Origin of the sequence: Methanohalobium sp. (assembly GCF_018609725.1) — an archaeon.
Lineage (GTDB): Archaea > Halobacteriota > Methanosarcinia > Methanosarcinales > Methanosarcinaceae > Methanohalobium.
Map to the genome: position 1 here is coordinate 1 of NZ_JAHENT010000082.1, position 19,223 is coordinate 19,223.

Consider the following 19,223-nt stretch of genomic DNA (forward strand, 5'->3'; position numbering starts at 1 on the left):
CTGCTGATGTACTGCCTGTAAATGATACCCCTGCTATTTCATCTCTTCCTATCAGTGATGATGTGGATTTCCCATCAAGAAGCAGTGTCTGGTAAACTCCTTCTGGGAATCCGGCTTCTCTGAATACCCCCTCTATTTCCAATGCACACATGGGTACATGACTGGAGTGCTTAAGAATTATCACATTACCTCCTGCAAGTGCATGTGCTGCAAAGCTTATAGCCTGCCAGAAAGGAAAATTCCAAGGTTTTATACTCAAAATTATACCAAGAGGTTCAAAATAGATTCCACAATTGTTTGCATCAGATTCTACTGGTTCAGGATGCATTAAATTTTCTGCGTCTTTTGCAAAATAATCAAAAGTGACTGCACATTTTTCAATTTCTCCCATTGACTGTTTTATTGGTTTCCCCATTTCTTTTGTGATAATTTTTCCAAGTTGAGATTTGCGATTCCTCAAAACATTTGCAACTCTGGAAAGATAATTAGCTCTCTCCGAGGCTTTGAGATTGCTCCATTTCAAAAAAGCCTCTTCTGATTTTTTTAAAATCTCATCTACTTTATCCTGTGAATACAATTCATATGTGCCGTTTATCTCTTCTGTTGCGGGGTTAATGGATGTTATTGTTGTCATGAATTTACCCTCAATTTTAAACCCATTTTAAGTTGCTGGTTTCCTCAACTCTCAAATTTATCTGCACGAACTAAAGCACTTTCCCATCGCAAAAATTAATCTGTATATTAATATACCCGAAATTGCTGTCCACAAAGGAAGTATAGAGTTTATACTGTAATCGTCACCAAAAATTAGTACAGATACTCCTGTAAACAAAACTACTAATTGTGATATTCTTATTCGTTTAAAATCCAGTCGTTTAATATTTAAATCGTCGAAAGAACAGATTCCAGAAATTGTGAAAATATGCAGCAAAAACAATAATGATACAATTAAAATAACCAATATGTTTAAAGTTGCAGGTGTTTTTAAGACGACATTTCCATTGAATATAATTATTACAGCCGATATGATAAGAGAAATAATTGTAAAATATCGATTATTTTTGTTGGGAGAATCCATGCTGCCATCCAGAAAAAAGACCAGTGATGTAATAAGGATAAATACCAATCCTCCATGATAGGTGAGCCATATACCTAATCCCATTACAACCAATAAATCCAAAACACCAGCATACCTTCCACTTGTTCTGTTTATAACACGCATAATCAACAATATCCAGACCAGAACAATGATATCTGGTGAGTGGGTAATCAATGAGGATATAAAAATAAAAATTGTTCCTGCAGAAAATAAAGCAGATAACTCATTGTCTGGGTCGAGTTCTCTTGCCAGTGCCCATGAAAGAAAAACCGATATCCCCGATTTTGTAGCCTGCAAAAAACTATCATACAGTGAGTAATTATTCAATGTATAGACAGCAACACCGGTTATTATGGCTGCAATAACCAGAATAAGAATTGCAAAATTTTGAGGATTAGTTGGGTCTATTGAGCGTACAACCCCACTAAAGTTACCAGGTTTCATTATTTTGTTAGATTAACCTGATAATAGTCCTCCTACGATTGCTCCAAGGATTCCAAGAATTGCTGTATGTGCCACCAGTAATATTGTTAAAAGAATTGTAGACCCTGCAAAAAACGCTCCCAACAGAGGTACAAAACTAAATATTGAACCAAGCAGTGTAGCCAGTATAACCCCGGGTATAATCATCAAAACTGTCATCAAAATTCCAACTTTAAATCCGCCCCAAGCATCCTTTGTACCTGCATAACCTCCGATAATACCACCGATTAATGGTGCCAATATATCTATAAACGGTAGCAAATACAATATAATTGTGCTAACCAGACCTATTAATGCTCCCTTTAATTCGTCTCCCATATTCATACTCCCTATAAATTATAAATCGTTGTGATGATATATAAATCGTATTTAAGTTAAATTTGAGATAAATATCTATAAATTCTTTCATACCCAATCATCAAACATGAACCAATTGCAGGACACCGCAGAAAAGATTCGCACAATGGAAATACGCGGTGCTGGAAGAATTGCCAGTGCCGCAGCAACAGCCATCCGTGACTATGTCAAAAATCTGGATGCAGAAACCATCCAGGAATTTGATGATAAAGTTCAAAAGGCTGCAAAAACACTGGTCAACACCCGTCCAACTGCAGTATCACTTCCCAACGCTGTCTGGATGAGTGTAAAACACAGCAAAACAAATGTAGATGATGCCAGAGAAGAAATAATAAACAATGCCAACCGTTTCATCAAGCAGGCTGATAACGCCCTTGAAAACATCGGTAAAATAGGTTCCAAACGGATACAGGATGGAGATGTTGTAATGACTCACTGCAACTCCCATGCAGCTTTGTCAGCCATCACAACCGCATTTGAAAAGGGCAAAAATATATCGGTAATTACTACAGAATCCAGACCCAGAAAACAGGGTTTACTCAACATCAAACACCTTAATGACTACAATATACCTACTACCTATATCGTTGATTCTGCTGTAAGGTCATGTATGAAAGATGTGGATAAAGTGATAGTAGGCGCAGATGCTATATCTGTCAATGGAGCACTCATTAATAAAATAGGTACTTCACAGCTTGCTCTTGCCGCACATGAATCCCGGGTTAACTTACTGGTTGTTGCAGAAACCTACAAATTCAGCCCCAGTACAATCCAGGGTGAGATGATAGAAATAGAAGACCGTCCTACCGATGAGGTCATAAATCCTGATGATTTAAGGGATTTACCTTATGTAGAGGTCAAAAACCCTGCATTTGATATTACTCCTGCTGAATATATAGACCTTATAATCACAGATGCGGGAGTTATTTCACCGAGTATGGCTTATTTTATAATAAAGGAATATCAGGGTTGGGAACTCGGTGATATTGGTTAACCTAAATTTTCTATATCAGGGGGGTCTTAATTAAAATAAAAATTAAGAAAAAATAATAAATCAGGTCTTTACCAGTGTTATAAACTGTTTTTCTCCTATCTCTTCTTTTAGCGATTCCCATTTTCTTTTGTTTATTATACATCCGGGATCGGATACCTGAACATCTCCATAATAGGCATACGCTCTGGCACGGCAACCTCCACATATGCTTCTATAATCACATCCCCCACAACCTTCATCGTATCTTCTCCTGTTTCTCATATCTTCCATAAATTCCGAATCCTTCCAGACTTCCAGAAAGTCATCTTCTTTTATGTTACCCAATACTTTTGGTAAAAATACGCACGGGATTATATCACCATTTGGCTCCAGACCACAGTAAAGTCTTCCTCCTCCACAGCCGCCGACAAACTCTGCAAGGAAACGGGTTTCGTTCCCCATGCCCTCCTGCTGACTTATGGAATCAAAGTGTGTAAGTGATGACGATGCATATTCACCAGATGCCATTATCCTTGAAAATTGAGGTGCAGTTGAAAGAACGGACATATCCCGTTTATCACATTCCTCTGCAAGGAAATTCAGTAATTCTTCCCTTTCCTCTGGTGAAAGGTCTTTATCGATTATATCCTTGCCTCTACCGGAAGGGATGAAATTGTAGTGCATGAAAGTACTTGCTCCAAGTTCTTCTGTCAGGTCTATAATGTCTCCCACTTCATTCAGATTATCCTTTGTCACAGTCATGGATACCTCAGTAAGAAGCCCTGTATTAACAGAGTTCCTGATACCCTGCACTGTTTTATCGAAAGCTCCAAAAAATCCACGGAATTCATCATGAGTTTTTCTGGTACCATCCAGCGATATCTGGACATAACAGCAACCACTATCTTTTAATTTCTGTGCAGTCTCTTTAGTAAGCATTGTACCATTTGTGGCAATAGCAAACCCCATGTCTTTTTCAGCAATTTTTTTTCCTACCTCAAAAACATCCTTCATAAAAAGTGGTTCTCCACCTGATATAGATATGTAGGCTACGCCTGCGTCCGCCATCTCATCTAATGCTTTCATTTTTTCTTCGGTGGTCAACTCATCAGAAGTTGGTTTTTTTCCTGAACTCTGATAACAGTGTTTACAACTAAGGTTGCAGGCATTTGTAAAATTCCAGACGACCAAGAAGGGTGCATATGAAGTAAAGGGTTTTTCCGGTCCCCGCCATGCTATACCTTCCAGAGTAGACACCAGACCTTTTCTCCAGTAACCGATTTGAAGGTTGGATTTTACATCTTCCTCAGTAATACTGGTTCTGTCAACAACCGACCCTACTATCTTCATTACAATTTTTTCGGTTAGTCTGTCCCCGAATGAGAGGTTTACATCTTTATCGAAGGCATAACTTTTCAGGATTTTATCAAGACGTCGTTCATTACCAGTCCTTTTTGTAGTAAATTTCAATAATTTTCTAATTACTGGATTACCAAGCCAGTTTTCGATTATTTTTGCCATGTCCTCAGTCTGCTTTTTAGAGGAACTTTCAGTTACTGTCATTTATTAATCCCCCTTTATACTCCCCATAACTAAATCAAGGGGGTCTGCATTTATATCTACCACACAAACCCATATATTTATATATTAAAATCTGATATGAAATTTTTACGCCCTTTTATATTCAGGTATTATTTCTTACCCACTGCGGCTACATATATAGAAAACTGGTCTTTCCCATCAATTCCCAATAAAAAATTCAATTCCTCGTCCAGAAATGCAGCCACAGCACAAACTCCACAATCAACCGATTCCGCACTCAAATACAGATTCTGGCAGACATGACCTGCATCCAGAAGTAGATAGCGATAACCTCTACCTCCATAACGCCATGTCATCCTTTCTGTAACCGCCGTCCAGATAAATGTCACAGCACTGTTTTTTATAAAACTCTGACCCAGACATGCATCTGTTATTTTATCCGATAAACCGGTCTCTGTGTCCAGTACCAGAAGTTTATGTTCTATTGCAAGAAACCTGTAAAGACCCGGCTTTAAACCATCTACATTATTAATTAGCAAATAAGTTTCAAGAGCATGTCTGGCTCCGGCAGACGGAACGTTTCTAAAAGTAGCAGCATTTGGAATATAGTCTTTTACACCCTGTGTGCACCATAAAAGATATGATAGCTCATCCACTGTCAAGGCTTTTTCAGAATACTGTCGAATACTTTTGCGGTTTTCAATAGCCTGCCTTAATTCAATCTCATTTACAAAAATGTTTTCCGGTTTTGGTAAATCAATTAACGGTTTTGTGCTATCAAATTCCAGCTCAAGCGAAGGGGCCGGGTCCCCTTTCATTTGACCCGGTTTGTCCATGTTTTGAAATTTTGTATTTTCAATAAATTTTTTACCTGTATCCCCCACCATTTCATACACCACTATATTTTTATTGGAACAAGGTATATTATATTTTCTTCCAGTATTTCAATTGGAAAATATAATATACCATAAGACTATTAAAAGTAATATAAAATAATCTCAAAGGAGGTCATCCCAATGGAAAAAGGTACAGTAATGGACAGGAAAAATACAAGGTTTAGAGGAATTGCAAAACAGCAAATTAGGGAAGATGTTTTGGAAAAAATCAATAAATACCAAAACAATGAATCAGGTTCAAATAACGAAAATCAGTAAAAGATAGCATTTAATGTTTGATTTCGATTTGTTTATTAAATACATATTTTAGGTCTGATTGCAACTCTTCCAGAAGTTGGTCTTTTTTCTGGTTAAGTTCATCAAGGTGTTTTCTTTCACTATCGATTTCACTTTGAACAGTATCCATTGTGTTTTTGTTGTCGGATATCTGTTTTTCCAGATTTGCTTTTTCCTTATAAACCGTAAGCCTGTCAAGTTCTACTTCAAGTTCTTCAATTCTGGATGTATAGGATAACCTCTTTTCAACAAGATTAGAAAATTCATCCGATTCAAGCAGATGATTAACCTGTTCAATGATGTTGTTCCCCTTTCTCTGTTTGAGACCAAGTGAGCCGTCTTCCACACGATTTTTCATATCATTAAGGAATGAGGCAAGTTTATCTTTATCCAGCAAATGAACCTCATTATTGTTTATTTTTTCAATTACCTCTCTGAATTCAGGAGATAATGTATGTCTATCGCTTTTATCCTGTTTTTCCATTCTGGATATGGCTTTAGATAGTGGCGCAAATAAATCCTTCAGTTCAGAATCGATATTTGATTTTTCATCTCTTAATTTCTGGATTTCATTTTCCAGTCCTTCTGCTTTCTGGTAATTTTCACTTGCTTTCAAAGTTTCAAGACGGGTTTGTGCATCAGAAAGATGAGATTTTGATGATTCGTATTTTTTCTCAAGTTCCTGTATGTTGCTTTTTTTATCTTCTATTTGTTTTTTTATCTGATTGACCTCATCTATTTTTTCAGGAAGATTTTCATATATATTCAGTCTATCCTTAATGTTGTTGATTTTGTCCTCAAGGTCTGAAAGTGATGTATTTATTTCTGAAAGGTCATTTGAAAGATTTTTAAAAATTTCAGGAAAAATCGGCTTAATGTAATGCTGACTTTTGATGCTGTTTTCCACACAGGTATTAAGAGTTGATGTTGCTTCTGTATAGAATCGGTGTGCTGTTGATGGGTCGGTATCATATGGTATTGATATTTTATCCAGTATAATGTTTAGATTTTTAACAAAATTTTCTTTATTGGATTGAACCGCTCTCGGAATACCCTGATTTTTAATTTCCACACTTTCAAGTTCTTTTTTATCTTTTTCAAGGCTGTCAAGGTGGCTTTTGATTTCCTTATATTTTTGTGTAATATAAGGTTTCATATCGCTGAATGCATCGTTTGATTCGGATTTCATCCAGTTCTGGATTTCCTCAAGACCCAATGTGATTTTTTCCGGTTCATTTTGTACCTCTTCCTCTTTCTCCTTTTTCCCAAACAGTTTCCTTAAAAAATTCAATTTAATCACTAACACAATCGTTTAAATCAATAGATTATAAATCCGAATCCATATTCTACTTACGTCTATTATATCCAATTCCATTCAAAATGCATAGGTATCTTTTCAATGGTTATAAACCTATAGTTAATTCGTGAGGAGGCAGCAATCAGATGGAAGAGGTAATATATGAAATTCCAGCTTTAACGGTAGCCACTCAATAACTACATCCTCATACAAATTTGATGTTATAATGTATAATTAACAGTTTTGGTTTACAAATCCTGTAAAAGAATGAATTAAAACCGTTTATAAAAGGGGTTTATTATTTTATACCTGTAAATTGGTAAACTAACAGGATATATAGAAAAATACTTTATTTCATTGTAACCATATTTATTTTTAATATACAGGATATGTTCGCTAAAAATGGACCCGTTTGAAAAATACCAGTCAGTAATTATTTTAGGTTCTGTAATTCTGGGTTTGTTACTTGGACAGATACATTTTGTTGGTGAATATGCTGAATTCCTTATTGTTCCTTTTCTTGTTATAATGCTTTGTGGTATTTTTTTACAAATACCTTTTACCCAGCTCAAGAATTCATTCAAGAATTTAAGATTTGCAGGGGTTAGTCTCGCAATCAACTTTATATTCAATCCACTACTCGCCTACACTCTTGGATATGTCTTTCTTCAAGGTTCACCAGCGTTATGGGTTGGGTTTATAATGCTCATGGTAACACCATGTACTGACTGGTACCTTGTTTTTACCGGGTTATCTAAAGGAAATATCGTATTATCAACCTCTATTCTGCCAATGAATCTGATTCTACAACTTATATTACTGCCTGTATATCTTTTCCTGTTTGCAGGTACAATAACCACACTAAATATATCTTTTTTAATAGAAAGTATTTTGATTATACTGTTGGTTCCTTTTTTGATTTCAGTTGTTTTAAAATGGATTTCAGGAAAGTTTATAGGGGAATACTGGCTTGAAGAAAATATCTATCCAAAACTGGACCATGTCCAGCTTACGTTTCTAAATCTTGCAATTATGTCTATGTTTGCATCCCAAGGGGAATATCTGGTACAGAACCCCTATGTGTTAGTTCAACTTATTATACCGATCCTTATATTCTTCGTAATCGTATTTATATTTGGACAGGCTGTCGGGAAATTTATAGGATTTAATTATCAGGATACTGCAAGTTTAAACCTTACTACACTTGCCAGAAATTCACCTATTGCTTTGGCAATAGCCCTAACAGCTTTTCCAGAGCAGCCATTAATAGCACTTGCCCTTGTTATAGGTCCCCTTATAGAACTCCCTGTACTTGGTCTGGTAGCCCAGATTCTACTATTTATAAGAAATAAAAAGATAACCGATGTTTCTGGATAATAAATTCATAGATAAGTATCAGGTAAAAGTAAAAAGCAAAATAAACTTTTTTCTACAAATTTTTGTTAATGTAATCCTGCCAATTTCATTATTAATATTACAATGGTTACATTCCATTTTTATAGCTCAATAATTTCTTATATAATAAAGACGATATATATTTCATTAATAAATAAAATTAAGATTTGTGGGGTTATTCAAAAAGAGTTGATTGTTCAATCGAGTTTATCTAAAATTTATTTTACTATACCAACTCAAAAAGACAATAACGTGGATAGGGTTTGTTCAAAGGTTTGTCTTGAAGCGCTTTCAATTAATATTACTTTTTTTGGTTAGTTGAAAGGTTAAAAAAATAACTAGTCCAATAAGTAAGGGGCGTGTTCTATCATCAATAGAAAAGATATCAATAATAAATCACAAAAAAGGAATGACTTTTTTGAAGAAGTAGCAGAAACAAGTACATCGTATATTACAAAAGTGGATAGAAACGGTTATGTTGAATACGTCAATCCTGCCGCTAAAAAAGTACTGGGTTTATCAGAAAATGATATCCTAGGAAGTAGCTACAATGATTAGAAATGGAAAGTAAAGGATTTTGAAGGTAATCATTATCCTGAAGAACAGCTACCGTTAAATCTTGTCAAAAAGAACCTTAAACCTGTATATAATCTCAGACTTGCAATTGAATGGACTGATGGACAGAGACAATATTTAAATATAAATTCAGCACCGACTTTTGATGAAAATGGTAATTTTGATGGAATGGTATCATCGATAGATGATGAAACAGAAAAAGTTGCAAAAGATAAAAAATTAAAAGACAGTGAACAAAAATTCCGTAATTATGTAGAGCATTCACCCATAGGAATTTTTGTAGTCCAAAAAAATGGATATTTTATCGATGTAAATCCTGCTACACTATCCATGACAGGTTATTCCAGAACAGAGCTACTTTCAATGCATTTATTGGATTTATTCCCACTTGATGCTACCCAGACATTATATTTTTTTAATAAACTATTAAGAACAGGTAAATCATTTCTTGAAACACCTTTTATTACAAAAGGTGGCGAACGAAAATATGGATTCTTGGACGCTGTAAAACTTGCAGATAATCAATATATAGGATATGCAACAGACATAACTGAACGCAAAAATTCAGAAGAACATATCAAACAGCAAAGAAAACAGATACTGGAGTTTGAACAAACTAAAAAACTGGAACTGCATCACAGAATAAAAAACAATCTTCAGGTGATATCCAGTCTCCTTGACCTACAATCGAGCAAATTTGAAGAAGAAAAAGTTAATGATGCTTTCAGAGATACTCAAAACCGTGTAGATTCAATGGCACTTGTACATAAAAATTTATATGAAACAAAAAATCTGGAATATATAGATACTAACGATTATATAAAAGAATTAGTTGAACATCTTATATATCTATATGATGGAAATGATATCAGCCTAAATATCGATATCCAAGACATAAATTTTGGGTTCGATACCTTCATCCCACTTGGTATGATAATCAATGAACTGATATCTAATACTTTAAAATACGCTTTCAAAAATAATGATAATAAAGAGATATTTATTAATTTGTATGAGGACTACTCCAGTTATACATTAATAATAGGAGATAACGGAAAAGGTCTCAATGAAGATATAGATATCACTAATCCTAATTCGCTTGGTTTCCAGCTTATAAACAGTCTGGTTGAACAAATTGATGGGACTTTTGAACTGGATACTACCAGTGGTACAAAATTCATCATTAAATTCTAAGGTTTATAATCCAAAGTTACATATCCAAATCATTATCAATTGTTACTTTTTCACATTCAATTATTTCTTTTGGAATCCAAACTCCCTGTTGATATGCATCCAGCATCAGATATTCATCACCGATTTCATTAAGAACAGTGGAGTGATTTTTGAATTCAATACCGTTGTTTTCCAGATACTTGTTTGGAATATTAAAATAAACTAAATGTTTATCTGTTTTATCTATGAATATTTTTTTAAAGTTATAGTTAATCTATTTAGTAATTGTATTCAACTCTAAATATATATAATGAATATTTAACATATATAGTTATGGGTTTAAAAATGGTTAATTAGTTAATCTTAAGTTTATAACCTGATAGAAGAGCATTACATAAATCTCTTTGCAACCAATTTTTGTTTATATAAATCTTTAGCCTATAAAATTAATATTAAAAAGATAATATGGGAACAATCAAAATTTATTTTGCTTCGATTTTCCCATAAGGATTGTTTTCGTAATAATCCGCAAAATCGGTTATTGAGTTGTTTACTATACCAGAATCAGTTTTGGAACTAAAAAGCAATCGGGATATACTGGGTTTATTCAAATAGATTACATCAGGTTCACCTCTAATATCTCCAAGCTCTGCTGCAAGATTTATGGACTCATAGAGGTTACCGAACTTATCCACTAATCCAAGTTCCTTTGCTCTCATACCAGTATATATTCGCCCATCCGATATTTCATTAACAAAACTGCGGTTTAGGTCACGATTTTCTGCTACATGGTCTACAAAATTTTTGTATATCTCCTGCACAATTTTATTGGCATAATTTCTCTCTTCTTCTGTCAAACCTCGCCATGGTGCTCCCATGTCCTTGAGTTCGCCGGATTTGATTACCTCATGTTCTATTCCTTCTTCATCGTAGAATTCAGATTTGTTCTGGAACGTCCATATAACTCCAATACTTCCAGTCATAGTTGATGGATTAGCCATTATAACATCTGCAGGTGCTGAAACATAGTATGCAGCACTTGCTGCTACATCCCCCATTGATACAACAACAGGTATACCCTTGTCCTTTGCTCTTTCTATTTCTCTGGATATCTCCTCTGCAGCAGATGGAGACCCTCCGGGACTGTTTACACGCATGACGATTGCTTTTACATCACTTCTGTCTGAGGCTTTCCGAATACTACTGGCTACATCTTCAGAAGTGGAGTAGCCTATACCACCGGGAATACTTCCAGTAATCATTGTTCCCTGTACATGTATTACTGCAACTTTATCATTTGTAGAATACAGGTCTCCATCAAAGGTATAAACAATTGCCGCAAAACTTGCTCCAATAATAGTAATTAGTAAAAAGAAAATAGTCAGATACTGGCGTTTACGCCCTTTTCTTTTTACGGTTTCTTCTTTGTTAAATTTAGAATCAGGATCATGGATGTTTTTTTCCTGTGATTGCTCCTGATATTTATAGGAAAAATTTGAAGTATCTGAATTATAATTAAAAAATTCAACCGGTTCCTCTTCGTTTTTACCTTCAAAGTTCTGGAATTTATCGCCGGGATTCATTTAATTCCTCTTATACCAGTTACAATATATTGGTATTACATTAAAAGTCTTGCCTTCAAAAACCTTCTATCACCTGTTGCAAGCGAAATATATTTTATAGTTGTATATCATTCGATATAAATCGATAAATTAGTAATTCATGGGAGTAAATATGACAAAATTTCCAACCGATAAACCTGTACTTGTAACCTGTGGACTGCCTTACGCCAACGGTAAAGCACATATAGGACATCTGCGTACCTACATACCTGCCGATATATACGTAAGGGCTCTGAAAAAACATGGGCAGGATGTTACCTTTGTCTGTGGTTCAGACACTCATGGTACACCCATTGTTTTCAATGCCGAGGAATACAATACCACACCTGAAGAACTTATAAAAACATACCACAAACATTTTGATGATATATTCAAATCAATGAATGTCTATTTTGACGCTTTTGGCACAACTGAGGATGCCACCAACCACAATCGAACCCATGCAATTGTAAACAAGCTTATTGATAATGGTTACGTCTACTCAAAAACAATCGAAATTGCCTACTGTCCAGTATGTGACAGATACCTTCCTGACAGATACGTCAAAGGTAAATGCCCCCACTGTGCTGAAGCAGCAAGAGGAGACGAATGTGATCAGGGTTGTGGTAAACACCTTGAACCGGGAGAACTGGAAAGTCCAGTCTGCACCCTTTGCGGAGATGCTGCTGAATATAAAGAACAGGAACACTACTTTTTCAAACTTTCCCAATTCCAGGATTTCCTCCAGAACTATCTGGAAAACCTTGAAGGTACATCAAATGCAAGAAATTATGCCATGGGATGGGTCAAAAAAGGCCTTGATGACTGGTGTATTACAAGAAACCTTGAATGGGGCGTGAAATTCCCAGAGCGTGATGATCTGGTCGTTTATGTCTGGGTGGATGCACCTATCGGATACATATCATTTACCGAGGAATGGGCAAACGCTAACAACGAAAGCTGGGAAAAAATCTGGAAAGATGACTCCCGTATTGTTCATTTTATTGGTGGAGATATTATCTACCATCACTGCATTTTCTGGCCTGCCATGTTAAAAGGTGCAGAATATACCCAGCCCTGGTCGGTTGTAGCCTCTGGAATGCTTAAGATTGAAAACAAGACTTTTTCAAAGAGCAGAGGATATGTAGTATGGGTTGAAGAAGATTATCTCAATCATGGATTCCATCCTGACTTGCTGAGATATTACCTTGCTACCTATACATCACATACCAAAGAACTGAATTTCTCCTGGCCGTTCTTCCAGGAAAAAATCAATTCTGAACTTGTAGGTGTTTTTGGTAATTTCTTTTACAGGTCATTATTATTCGCCTACAAAAATTTTGGATACATCCCAGAAGGTGAAATTGAGTCCGATGTCCTGGATAATATCCAGTCCACAATAGATGGATACACAGAAGCAATGGAGAATTACGAATTCAAAAAAGCCATTGATACCGCACTATCACTTGCTTCCTATGGAAACACCTATTTCCAGTCCAATGAACCATGGAGATTAATCAAGGAAGATAAAACTGAATGTGGAAGAGTGATTGCAAACTGTATCCAGATAGCCAAAGCTCTTGTTGTCCTTTTTGAACCAGTAGTTCCTGAAAAGATGGAAGATGCATGGAAACAGATTGGTATGTCTGGTGATGTCCACGCATCCAGATACAGTGATGCCACAGAACTGGTTGAAAGCAATACACCAGTACCAAAACCCAAGATTTTGTTCAAGAAAATCGAAGATGAAAAGATAGAAGAAATGGAAAAAATATCATCTGACAGGGTTAAAAAGGCACAGGAAAAAGAACAGGAAAAGGGAATGAGAGAAGATAAAATGGAATCCGAGGAAAATATAAGCTTTGATGATTTCTCAAAGATGGACATAAGGGTTGGAAAAATTGTCAATGCAGAAAAAGTTGAAAAATCCAATAAATTACTCCGCCTGGAAGTTGATATTGGTGAAAATTCCCCAAGACAGGTAGTTGCAGGAATTGCAAAAAGCCACAATCCTGAGAACATTATTGGACATCAGGTCGTTGTTCTTGCAAATATGGAACCGGTAAAACTATGCGGTGTGGATTCCAAAGGTATGGTTCTTGCAGGAGAAAACAACGGTGCTGTATTACTAAAACCGGAAAAAGAGGTAACTCCCGGAACAAAAATAGGTTAAGGTTGGGAATAACTTTCCCTTCCCTTTTTCATTTAGCTTTTTCTTCCATCACCAGTTCCAGATAAGATTTCCTTATGGAGTCATTTTCTTCAATACCCAGTTTATTCAGAAATTCAAAAATCCTGTTGCTGTTGTGTTCAATATCCGAACCTGATTCTGACTCCAGTTCTACTTCAATAAACTCACCGAGCTGCTCAACAGAATCAAGGGCGATTACAAAATCATCCAGTTTATAAACTTCTCTTTCCTTTTCGACAATACCATATTCTCTGAAACCGAGAGACAGGAGAATATTACGCATATTTTCAGAGTCTACAGGAGTTTCAAATTCCTCACGGGTTTTGGAGATACTGTCCATTTTTTTTCCTTTATAGGTAAGAAACGCCTTATTGTCCCTTGAACGTATCCTGAGAGCCTCATCAGAGCTGGAAAAATCCCGATGTGGTGCGTTGTAATAGCTGTCAAAATGGTGCTCGGTTTCAATAAAACGAGCATCCTCATCTTTAAGCATTTTTCTTGCGGTTTCAAGGTCTGTACGGGCTTTTACTTCTACTTCAATCATTTTTATCAGGTGCAAATTTGGTTCCGTAGTATATCATTCCTTTGTCTCCACTTTCACCAAGTTTTCTGAAAACAGGTTTCACTCGCATACCAATATACATCTCTTCGGGATCTGCTACTATAGGACTTGTAAGGCTTGCTCCTTCATCCAGTTTAACTATAGCAAGTGGATAAGGAGACTGATTTTCAAATCCTTCCGCAGCACTATGAATAATTGTATAAGTCACAATTTCACCTTTACCTTCAAACCTATGTGACTCAAGCTCTCCCTCACGTCTACAGGTGGGGCACATAGACCTTGGCGGATAGAAATATTCATCACAACTGTTACAATGGGTACCTTCAAGATTGTACCTGTTAACCTGATTTCTCCAGAATCTTACAACTGACATTGATATCACCTTTTATTTGACAGAATATGCACAACAGCAGTAGCACCTGATCCTCCAACATTATGTGTCATTCCGATTTCAGCATTTTCTACCTGACGTTTACCTGCTTCACCTCTAAGCTGGTGGACTATTTCAACCGCCTGTTTTACTCCTGTAGCTCCTACTGGATGACCGCACGACTTCAATCCACCAGAAGTGTTTACTGGTATTTGTCCGTTGACTGCGGTATATCCATCTTCAGTGTATTTACCACCTTCTCCTTTCTTTACAAACCCAAGATCTTCGATGGCACATATTTCTGCTATGGTGAAACAATCATGGACTTCTGCAACATCTATATCATCAGGTTTCAGGTTTGCCATATCATAAGCTCTTTTACCTGCAGCAACAGTTGCATCCAGTGTAGTTATATCTCTTCGATCATGGAGTGCGATTGTATCACTTGCCTGTGCACTTGCTTTTATGTAAATCGGATTATCAGTATATTCATGGGCAACTTCTGCAGGAGCAAGAACAAGTGCAGCTGCTCCATCTGTTATCGGTGAACAATCAAAGATATGCAGAGGGTCTGCCACCATGATAGAATTAAACACAGATTCTCTAGTAATTTTTTTCTTATACTGGGATATCGGATTCATAGAGCCGTTTAGATGGTTTTTAACAGCAACATCCGCCAGCTGTTCACTGGTCGTTCCGTATTTATGGATGTGCTTTTTGGCAATCATCGCATATAAACCCGGGAATGTTGCTCCCATAATACCTTCCCATTCCCTATCTGATGCCGCAGCAAGTGCAGATGAGGCTGCTGCAGAGTTGACATCTGTCATTTTTTCAACACCAGCAGCTACTACAAAGTCCTGGTACCCTGATGCAACAGACATTACTCCCTGACGAAGAGCAAGTCCACCTGAAGCACAGGCCGCCTCTACCCGGGTAGAGGGGATATGAAGGTTTCTTGCAAGACCGGAATAATCGGCTATCAATGCTCCGATATGTTCCTGGTCTACAAATTGTCCTCCGCTCATATTCCCTACATAAAGCCCGTTTATTTCATCTCCGCTAATTCCTGCATCTTTTATAGCTCCTAATCCAGCTTCAACAAAGATATCTCTAAATGAATAATCCCACAATTCTCCAAATTTTGTACTTTTTATACCGATAATCGCAACATCTCTCATAACTAACCCCTCTTTTTGTAATCACGAACGTTTTAATTTGCCTTTGTGCTTTGCATACTTTGCATAATCTACATACACCGGGTCTTTCAACTGGTCCCAGACTTTTGGTGAATATTTCTGGAATTGTTCCATTTTGTCTGTAACCTTTATGCTGAAAGCGTCTGCTCCTGCGCCTGAACCGAATGCTGTAGCAAATATTCTGTCTCCGGGTTTTGCCTGGTCAAGGGTAGCAGCAATACCCATCATACATGAACCTGAATAGATATTACCGAGTTTGGTTATTACCATTCCAGGTTCTATTTTATCCCTGCTAAATCCCAGTTCCTTTGAAACTCTTGTAGGGAATTTACCGTTTGGCTGATGAAATACTGCATAATCATAATCTTCAGGACCAGTGCCCATCTTTTCCATAAGACCTTTGGATGCACCTATTACATGTTTAAAATATCCAGGTTCCCCTGTAAAACGACCTCCATGCTGTGGAAATTCACTGCCTTCACGTCTCCAGAAATCAGGTGTATCGGTTGTAAAAGAATAAGTATCCTCTATCAACGCTATGGGTTCTGATTCATTATCGCCCATGATAAAGGCAACACCGCCGGATGCTGCAGTGTATTCCAGAGCATCTCCTGGTGCTCCTTGGGATACATCTGCGCCGATTCCCATTCCCAGATCTATCATTCCAGATGACGTCAGACCCATACAGCTCTGGACAGTTGCAGACCCTGCTTTACATGCAAATTCAAAATCAGCCGCTGTCATCACCGGTGTTGCACTTATTGCTTCAGCAACTATAGTACTTGTTGGTTTTACAGCATATGGATGACTTTCAGAACCAGTATAAACCGCACCGATACGAACTGGGTCAATATTTCCGTTTTCAATCGCAGCTCTTGCAGATTCTACTGCAATGGTTGCCGCATCTTCATCAAGGTCTGGTACGGATTTTTCAGATACCATCAATCCAGCTTTTAAGGTCTCTGCATCCTCTCCCCAGACACGAGCTATATCTTCAACTTTTATCCTATATCTTGGTATATAGGAACCATATGAAACAATCCCTACACTCATTTTTTCACCTGTTTGATTATATTAATAAATTTTATTCGATTATGTGATACTGGCTGTACTTTTTTAATGATTCTACCAACCCATCAATATCCATAGTAGTTGCAAGAAGCGGGATTCTGTCAATTTCAGCCATTTTCCTTGCAAGCGGGTCAACTTCATTTTTCCGCAGCCCATGAATTACAACTGCTCCAGGTTTTAGATTTGTCACCCTGATGGCTACCATCGGGGATTTTCCAGTGGATACTTTGGTAAAAACCATCACACGTTCTGTACTCCAGCCATAAAGTTTCTGGAATTCATGGGATGAAAGCTCAAGAATGGCTTTTTTACTGTCAATCACCGTAAAACCGTAGAGTGGTTTTTCCACTCCTTTATTGATAACATCCGCATCTATAGATTTACTCAGCTTTGCAAGTTGCATCGGATAGGTATATTCATACGTTGCATAAACAGCTCTTGAGGATGTTTCGGTGTATAGCATACCTTCATAAGCATGTATTTTTTGTCCACCCCGTTCAGCATCTATATTTAAAAGCGCTTCAACTATTTTGCTTACAATAAGGATTCCTGGCGATTTTCTTCGACCACTTTCATAATCACTGATTACAGAAGGTGATACACCAAGATAGTTGGAAAGATCTGTTTGTGCGACTTCAAAATTTAATCTCCATTTTTTAAGCGCTTCTCCAGGCTTTTCGGACAATGTAATTTCACCAGCCATCTTTTCAGACAATCTCTGGCGAACATTTTCATGGGATTCGTTTTTAGCCATTATTTACTCCAAAGAAACATTTGCAGGTATATATATTTAACGAAGTTGAATTCGTTTATTGACGACCAAAATAACTTTATTAGCAGATTTTAATTATTTACATGTCGAACGTAAATTATTGTTATATGTTTTTCACAAAACAGAACAAAAGAAAACGTTTCAGAACTTAAATTGTATCTTAGATGTCCCAAACAGGTATATTTTGTAAATCACGGATATGAATTACTCCCTGATATTACCTGTTCATATATTGAAAACCTGTTAATTAAAGAAATGGGATTTAAATATCCAGAAATCATAAAACATACGTCAAAAGACGATGGTATCGATAAAATACTGGAAAATGAATTTTACAACACAGCTGAATATATTAAAGACATTTATCCTGATGAACTTGTTAATGTATCATCTGAATTAGTAGAAAACGCCAAAAACAACGTTTACAAACATCTTGAAACTATCACTACCAATTTGAACTCTACAATATTCTATCACGGAAAAATCTTTTGCTTGAACAGATTACACCCTGTGAACTACCGCTGAGCTAAAGACTCAGCGGCTTCGAGAGAAGGTTACCTTGAAAGTCTTACTCTTTAAATCAAAGATTTAAAGATATTTGTAAATTTTCAATTTACAAAGTTCTTCCAGGAGAGTTCACATCCCCACTATCGATTGATTATCCCTGTAAGGGAATCACCGATTACCTTTCTCAAGATGTTCAATGCTCCGTTGATATCAGCATTGATCAGTCTACCTGTTGACGACTGGAAGATACCCCGTTTAGGTCTCTTACCAAGATACTTCTTATGTTTTCTGATTGGTTCTAATGCCAGTGCATCAACTTTACTGGTATAAGCCTCATCGACTTCATGATACTTTATACCATGATATTCACGAGAAATGGAGCAGGAAGCCAACAGTTTTAACTGTTGGAGGAATGCGTCTAATTATTAAATAAACCATTAATGAATCAACAACAGCATCTCTGATCCATAATTAGTTTATATATGTATAACATATTTGTAGATAGCATGTACCTGACGTTGAAAGTCAAACTGAATCCCGATAGAGAACAACGCAATAAACTATTGACAACTATGGAGAAGTTCAATGAGGCCTGCAACTATGCTTCTGAGATTGCATGGCACAACAAGAAATTTGGTAAAACCGGGATTCAGAAACTGACTTATTATGACATCAGGCAAAAATTCGCTCTGTCTGCTCAATTGACTGTCAGGGCAATCGGTAAAGTAGCTGAAAGCTACAGCAACGATAGAAAAACCATGCACAAATTCGATAGAAGAGGAGCTGTGGTCTACGACCAGAGGGTACTGTCGTTCAAGGGAAATGATATGGTTTCTATACTTACACTGGATGGTCGTGAGAAGATAGGAATATCTTATGGTGA

The 19,223-nt window shown here is 36.6% G+C and carries 19 protein-coding genes and 2 pseudogenes; 8 read left to right on the forward strand and 13 right to left on the reverse strand.

The window, feature by feature from the left end; genetic code table 11:
* From QZ276_RS05030 to QZ276_RS05040, 3 genes are all read right to left on the reverse strand, one after another.
* A partial coding sequence (locus QZ276_RS05030) for an aldehyde dehydrogenase family protein (protein ID WP_292485862.1) occupies positions 1-634 on the reverse strand: 634 nt, incomplete at its 3' end.
* A 57-nt stretch (positions 635-691) separates the two neighbouring features.
* Entirely contained in the window at positions 692-1,543 is an 852-nt protein-coding gene (locus tag QZ276_RS05035; RefSeq protein ID WP_292485864.1) for a hypothetical protein, read from the reverse strand.
* Positions 1,544-1,555: 12 nt separating this feature from the next.
* Positions 1,556-1,900, reverse strand: coding sequence for a DUF5518 domain-containing protein (locus tag QZ276_RS05040; RefSeq protein WP_292485866.1), 345 nt, complete (start codon positions 1,898-1,900; stop codon positions 1,556-1,558).
* Between the two features lie 106 nt (positions 1,901-2,006).
* Here QZ276_RS05040 and QZ276_RS05045 point away from each other — a divergent pair, with 106 nt between their 5' ends.
* Positions 2,007-2,933 carry a ribose 1,5-bisphosphate isomerase gene (locus tag QZ276_RS05045; RefSeq protein WP_292485867.1) on the forward strand — a complete coding sequence of 309 codons (927 nt, stop codon included), beginning with the start codon at positions 2,007-2,009 and terminating at the stop codon, positions 2,931-2,933.
* A gap of 60 nt (positions 2,934-2,993) precedes the next feature.
* Here QZ276_RS05045 and QZ276_RS05050 read toward each other — a convergent pair whose 3' ends face one another.
* Both QZ276_RS05050 and QZ276_RS05055 read right to left on the reverse strand, forming a co-directional pair.
* Entirely contained in the window at positions 2,994-4,475 is a 1,482-nt protein-coding gene (locus QZ276_RS05050) for a radical SAM protein (RefSeq protein ID WP_292485869.1), read from the reverse strand.
* Between the two features lie 128 nt (positions 4,476-4,603).
* Complete coding sequence (locus QZ276_RS05055) at positions 4,604-5,341, reverse strand: SagB/ThcOx family dehydrogenase (protein WP_292485871.1); 738 nt, start codon at positions 5,339-5,341, stop codon at positions 4,604-4,606.
* 129 nt (positions 5,342-5,470) lie between these two features.
* Between QZ276_RS05055 and QZ276_RS05060 the strand changes: the two genes are divergently transcribed.
* A complete protein-coding gene (locus tag QZ276_RS05060) occupies positions 5,471-5,608 on the forward strand; it encodes a hypothetical protein (protein WP_292485873.1) in 138 nt (45 codons plus the stop codon).
* 10 nt (positions 5,609-5,618) lie between these two features.
* Here QZ276_RS05060 and QZ276_RS05065 read toward each other — a convergent pair whose 3' ends face one another.
* Positions 5,619-6,917, reverse strand: a complete 1,299-nt coding sequence (locus QZ276_RS05065) for a hypothetical protein (RefSeq protein ID WP_292485874.1) — start codon at positions 6,915-6,917, stop codon at positions 5,619-5,621.
* 408 nt (positions 6,918-7,325) lie between these two features.
* Here QZ276_RS05065 and QZ276_RS05070 point away from each other — a divergent pair, with 408 nt between their 5' ends.
* From QZ276_RS05070 to QZ276_RS05075, 3 genes are all read left to right on the forward strand, one after another.
* Positions 7,326-8,300 carry an arsenic resistance protein gene (locus tag QZ276_RS05070; RefSeq protein WP_292485876.1) on the forward strand — a complete coding sequence of 325 codons (975 nt, stop codon included), beginning with the start codon at positions 7,326-7,328 and terminating at the stop codon, positions 8,298-8,300.
* Positions 8,301-8,702: 402 nt separating this feature from the next.
* Positions 8,703-8,876 (forward strand): PAS domain S-box protein, encoded by a 174-nt coding sequence (locus tag QZ276_RS11540; protein ID WP_369334625.1) that lies wholly within the window; start codon positions 8,703-8,705, stop codon positions 8,874-8,876.
* A gap of 186 nt (positions 8,877-9,062) precedes the next feature.
* On the forward strand, positions 9,063-10,088 hold the full coding sequence (locus tag QZ276_RS05075; RefSeq protein WP_292485878.1) for a sensor histidine kinase: 1,026 nt from the start codon (positions 9,063-9,065) through the stop codon (positions 10,086-10,088).
* Between the two features lie 461 nt (positions 10,089-10,549).
* Here QZ276_RS05075 and sppA read toward each other — a convergent pair whose 3' ends face one another.
* Positions 10,550-11,650 carry a signal peptide peptidase SppA gene (gene sppA / locus QZ276_RS05080; protein ID WP_292485880.1) on the reverse strand — a complete coding sequence of 367 codons (1,101 nt, stop codon included), beginning with the start codon at positions 11,648-11,650 and terminating at the stop codon, positions 10,550-10,552.
* A 151-nt stretch (positions 11,651-11,801) separates the two neighbouring features.
* Between sppA and metG the strand changes: the two genes are divergently transcribed.
* Entirely contained in the window at positions 11,802-13,841 is a 2,040-nt protein-coding gene (gene metG / locus QZ276_RS05085; RefSeq protein ID WP_292485881.1) for a methionine--tRNA ligase, read from the forward strand.
* A 28-nt stretch (positions 13,842-13,869) separates the two neighbouring features.
* Here metG and cyaB read toward each other — a convergent pair whose 3' ends face one another.
* From cyaB to QZ276_RS05110, 5 genes are read right to left on the reverse strand one after another with little or no spacing between them, the layout of a single operon-like run.
* Positions 13,870-14,403, reverse strand: a complete 534-nt coding sequence (gene cyaB, locus QZ276_RS05090; RefSeq protein ID WP_292485883.1) for a class IV adenylate cyclase — start codon at positions 14,401-14,403, stop codon at positions 13,870-13,872.
* Entirely contained in the window at positions 14,396-14,794 is a 399-nt protein-coding gene (locus tag QZ276_RS05095; RefSeq protein WP_292485884.1) for a Zn-ribbon domain-containing OB-fold protein, read from the reverse strand. The genes cyaB and QZ276_RS05095 overlap by 8 nt, the downstream gene beginning before the upstream one ends.
* Positions 14,795-14,799: 5 nt before the next feature.
* Complete coding sequence (locus QZ276_RS05100) at positions 14,800-15,972, reverse strand: thiolase domain-containing protein (RefSeq protein WP_292485886.1); 1,173 nt, start codon at positions 15,970-15,972, stop codon at positions 14,800-14,802.
* Between the two features lie 21 nt (positions 15,973-15,993).
* Positions 15,994-17,043, reverse strand: coding sequence for a hydroxymethylglutaryl-CoA synthase (locus tag QZ276_RS05105; protein ID WP_292485888.1), 1,050 nt, complete (start codon positions 17,041-17,043; stop codon positions 15,994-15,996).
* Between the two features lie 31 nt (positions 17,044-17,074).
* Complete coding sequence (locus QZ276_RS05110; protein ID WP_292485890.1) at positions 17,075-17,815, reverse strand: helix-turn-helix domain-containing protein; 741 nt, start codon at positions 17,813-17,815, stop codon at positions 17,075-17,077.
* Between the two features lie 171 nt (positions 17,816-17,986).
* Between QZ276_RS05110 and QZ276_RS05115 the strand changes: the two genes are divergently transcribed.
* Positions 17,987-18,358, forward strand: coding sequence for a hypothetical protein (locus QZ276_RS05115; protein ID WP_292485892.1), 372 nt, complete (start codon positions 17,987-17,989; stop codon positions 18,356-18,358).
* 88 nt (positions 18,359-18,446) lie between these two features.
* Here the strand turns inward: QZ276_RS05115 and QZ276_RS05120 are convergent.
* Positions 18,447-18,708: pseudogene (locus QZ276_RS05120) on the reverse strand (zinc ribbon domain-containing protein); the annotation flags it as partial.
* A gap of 138 nt (positions 18,709-18,846) precedes the next feature.
* Between QZ276_RS05120 and QZ276_RS05125 the strand changes: the two are divergent.
* A pseudogene (locus QZ276_RS05125) lies at positions 18,847-19,223 on the forward strand (RNA-guided endonuclease TnpB family protein); the annotation flags it as partial.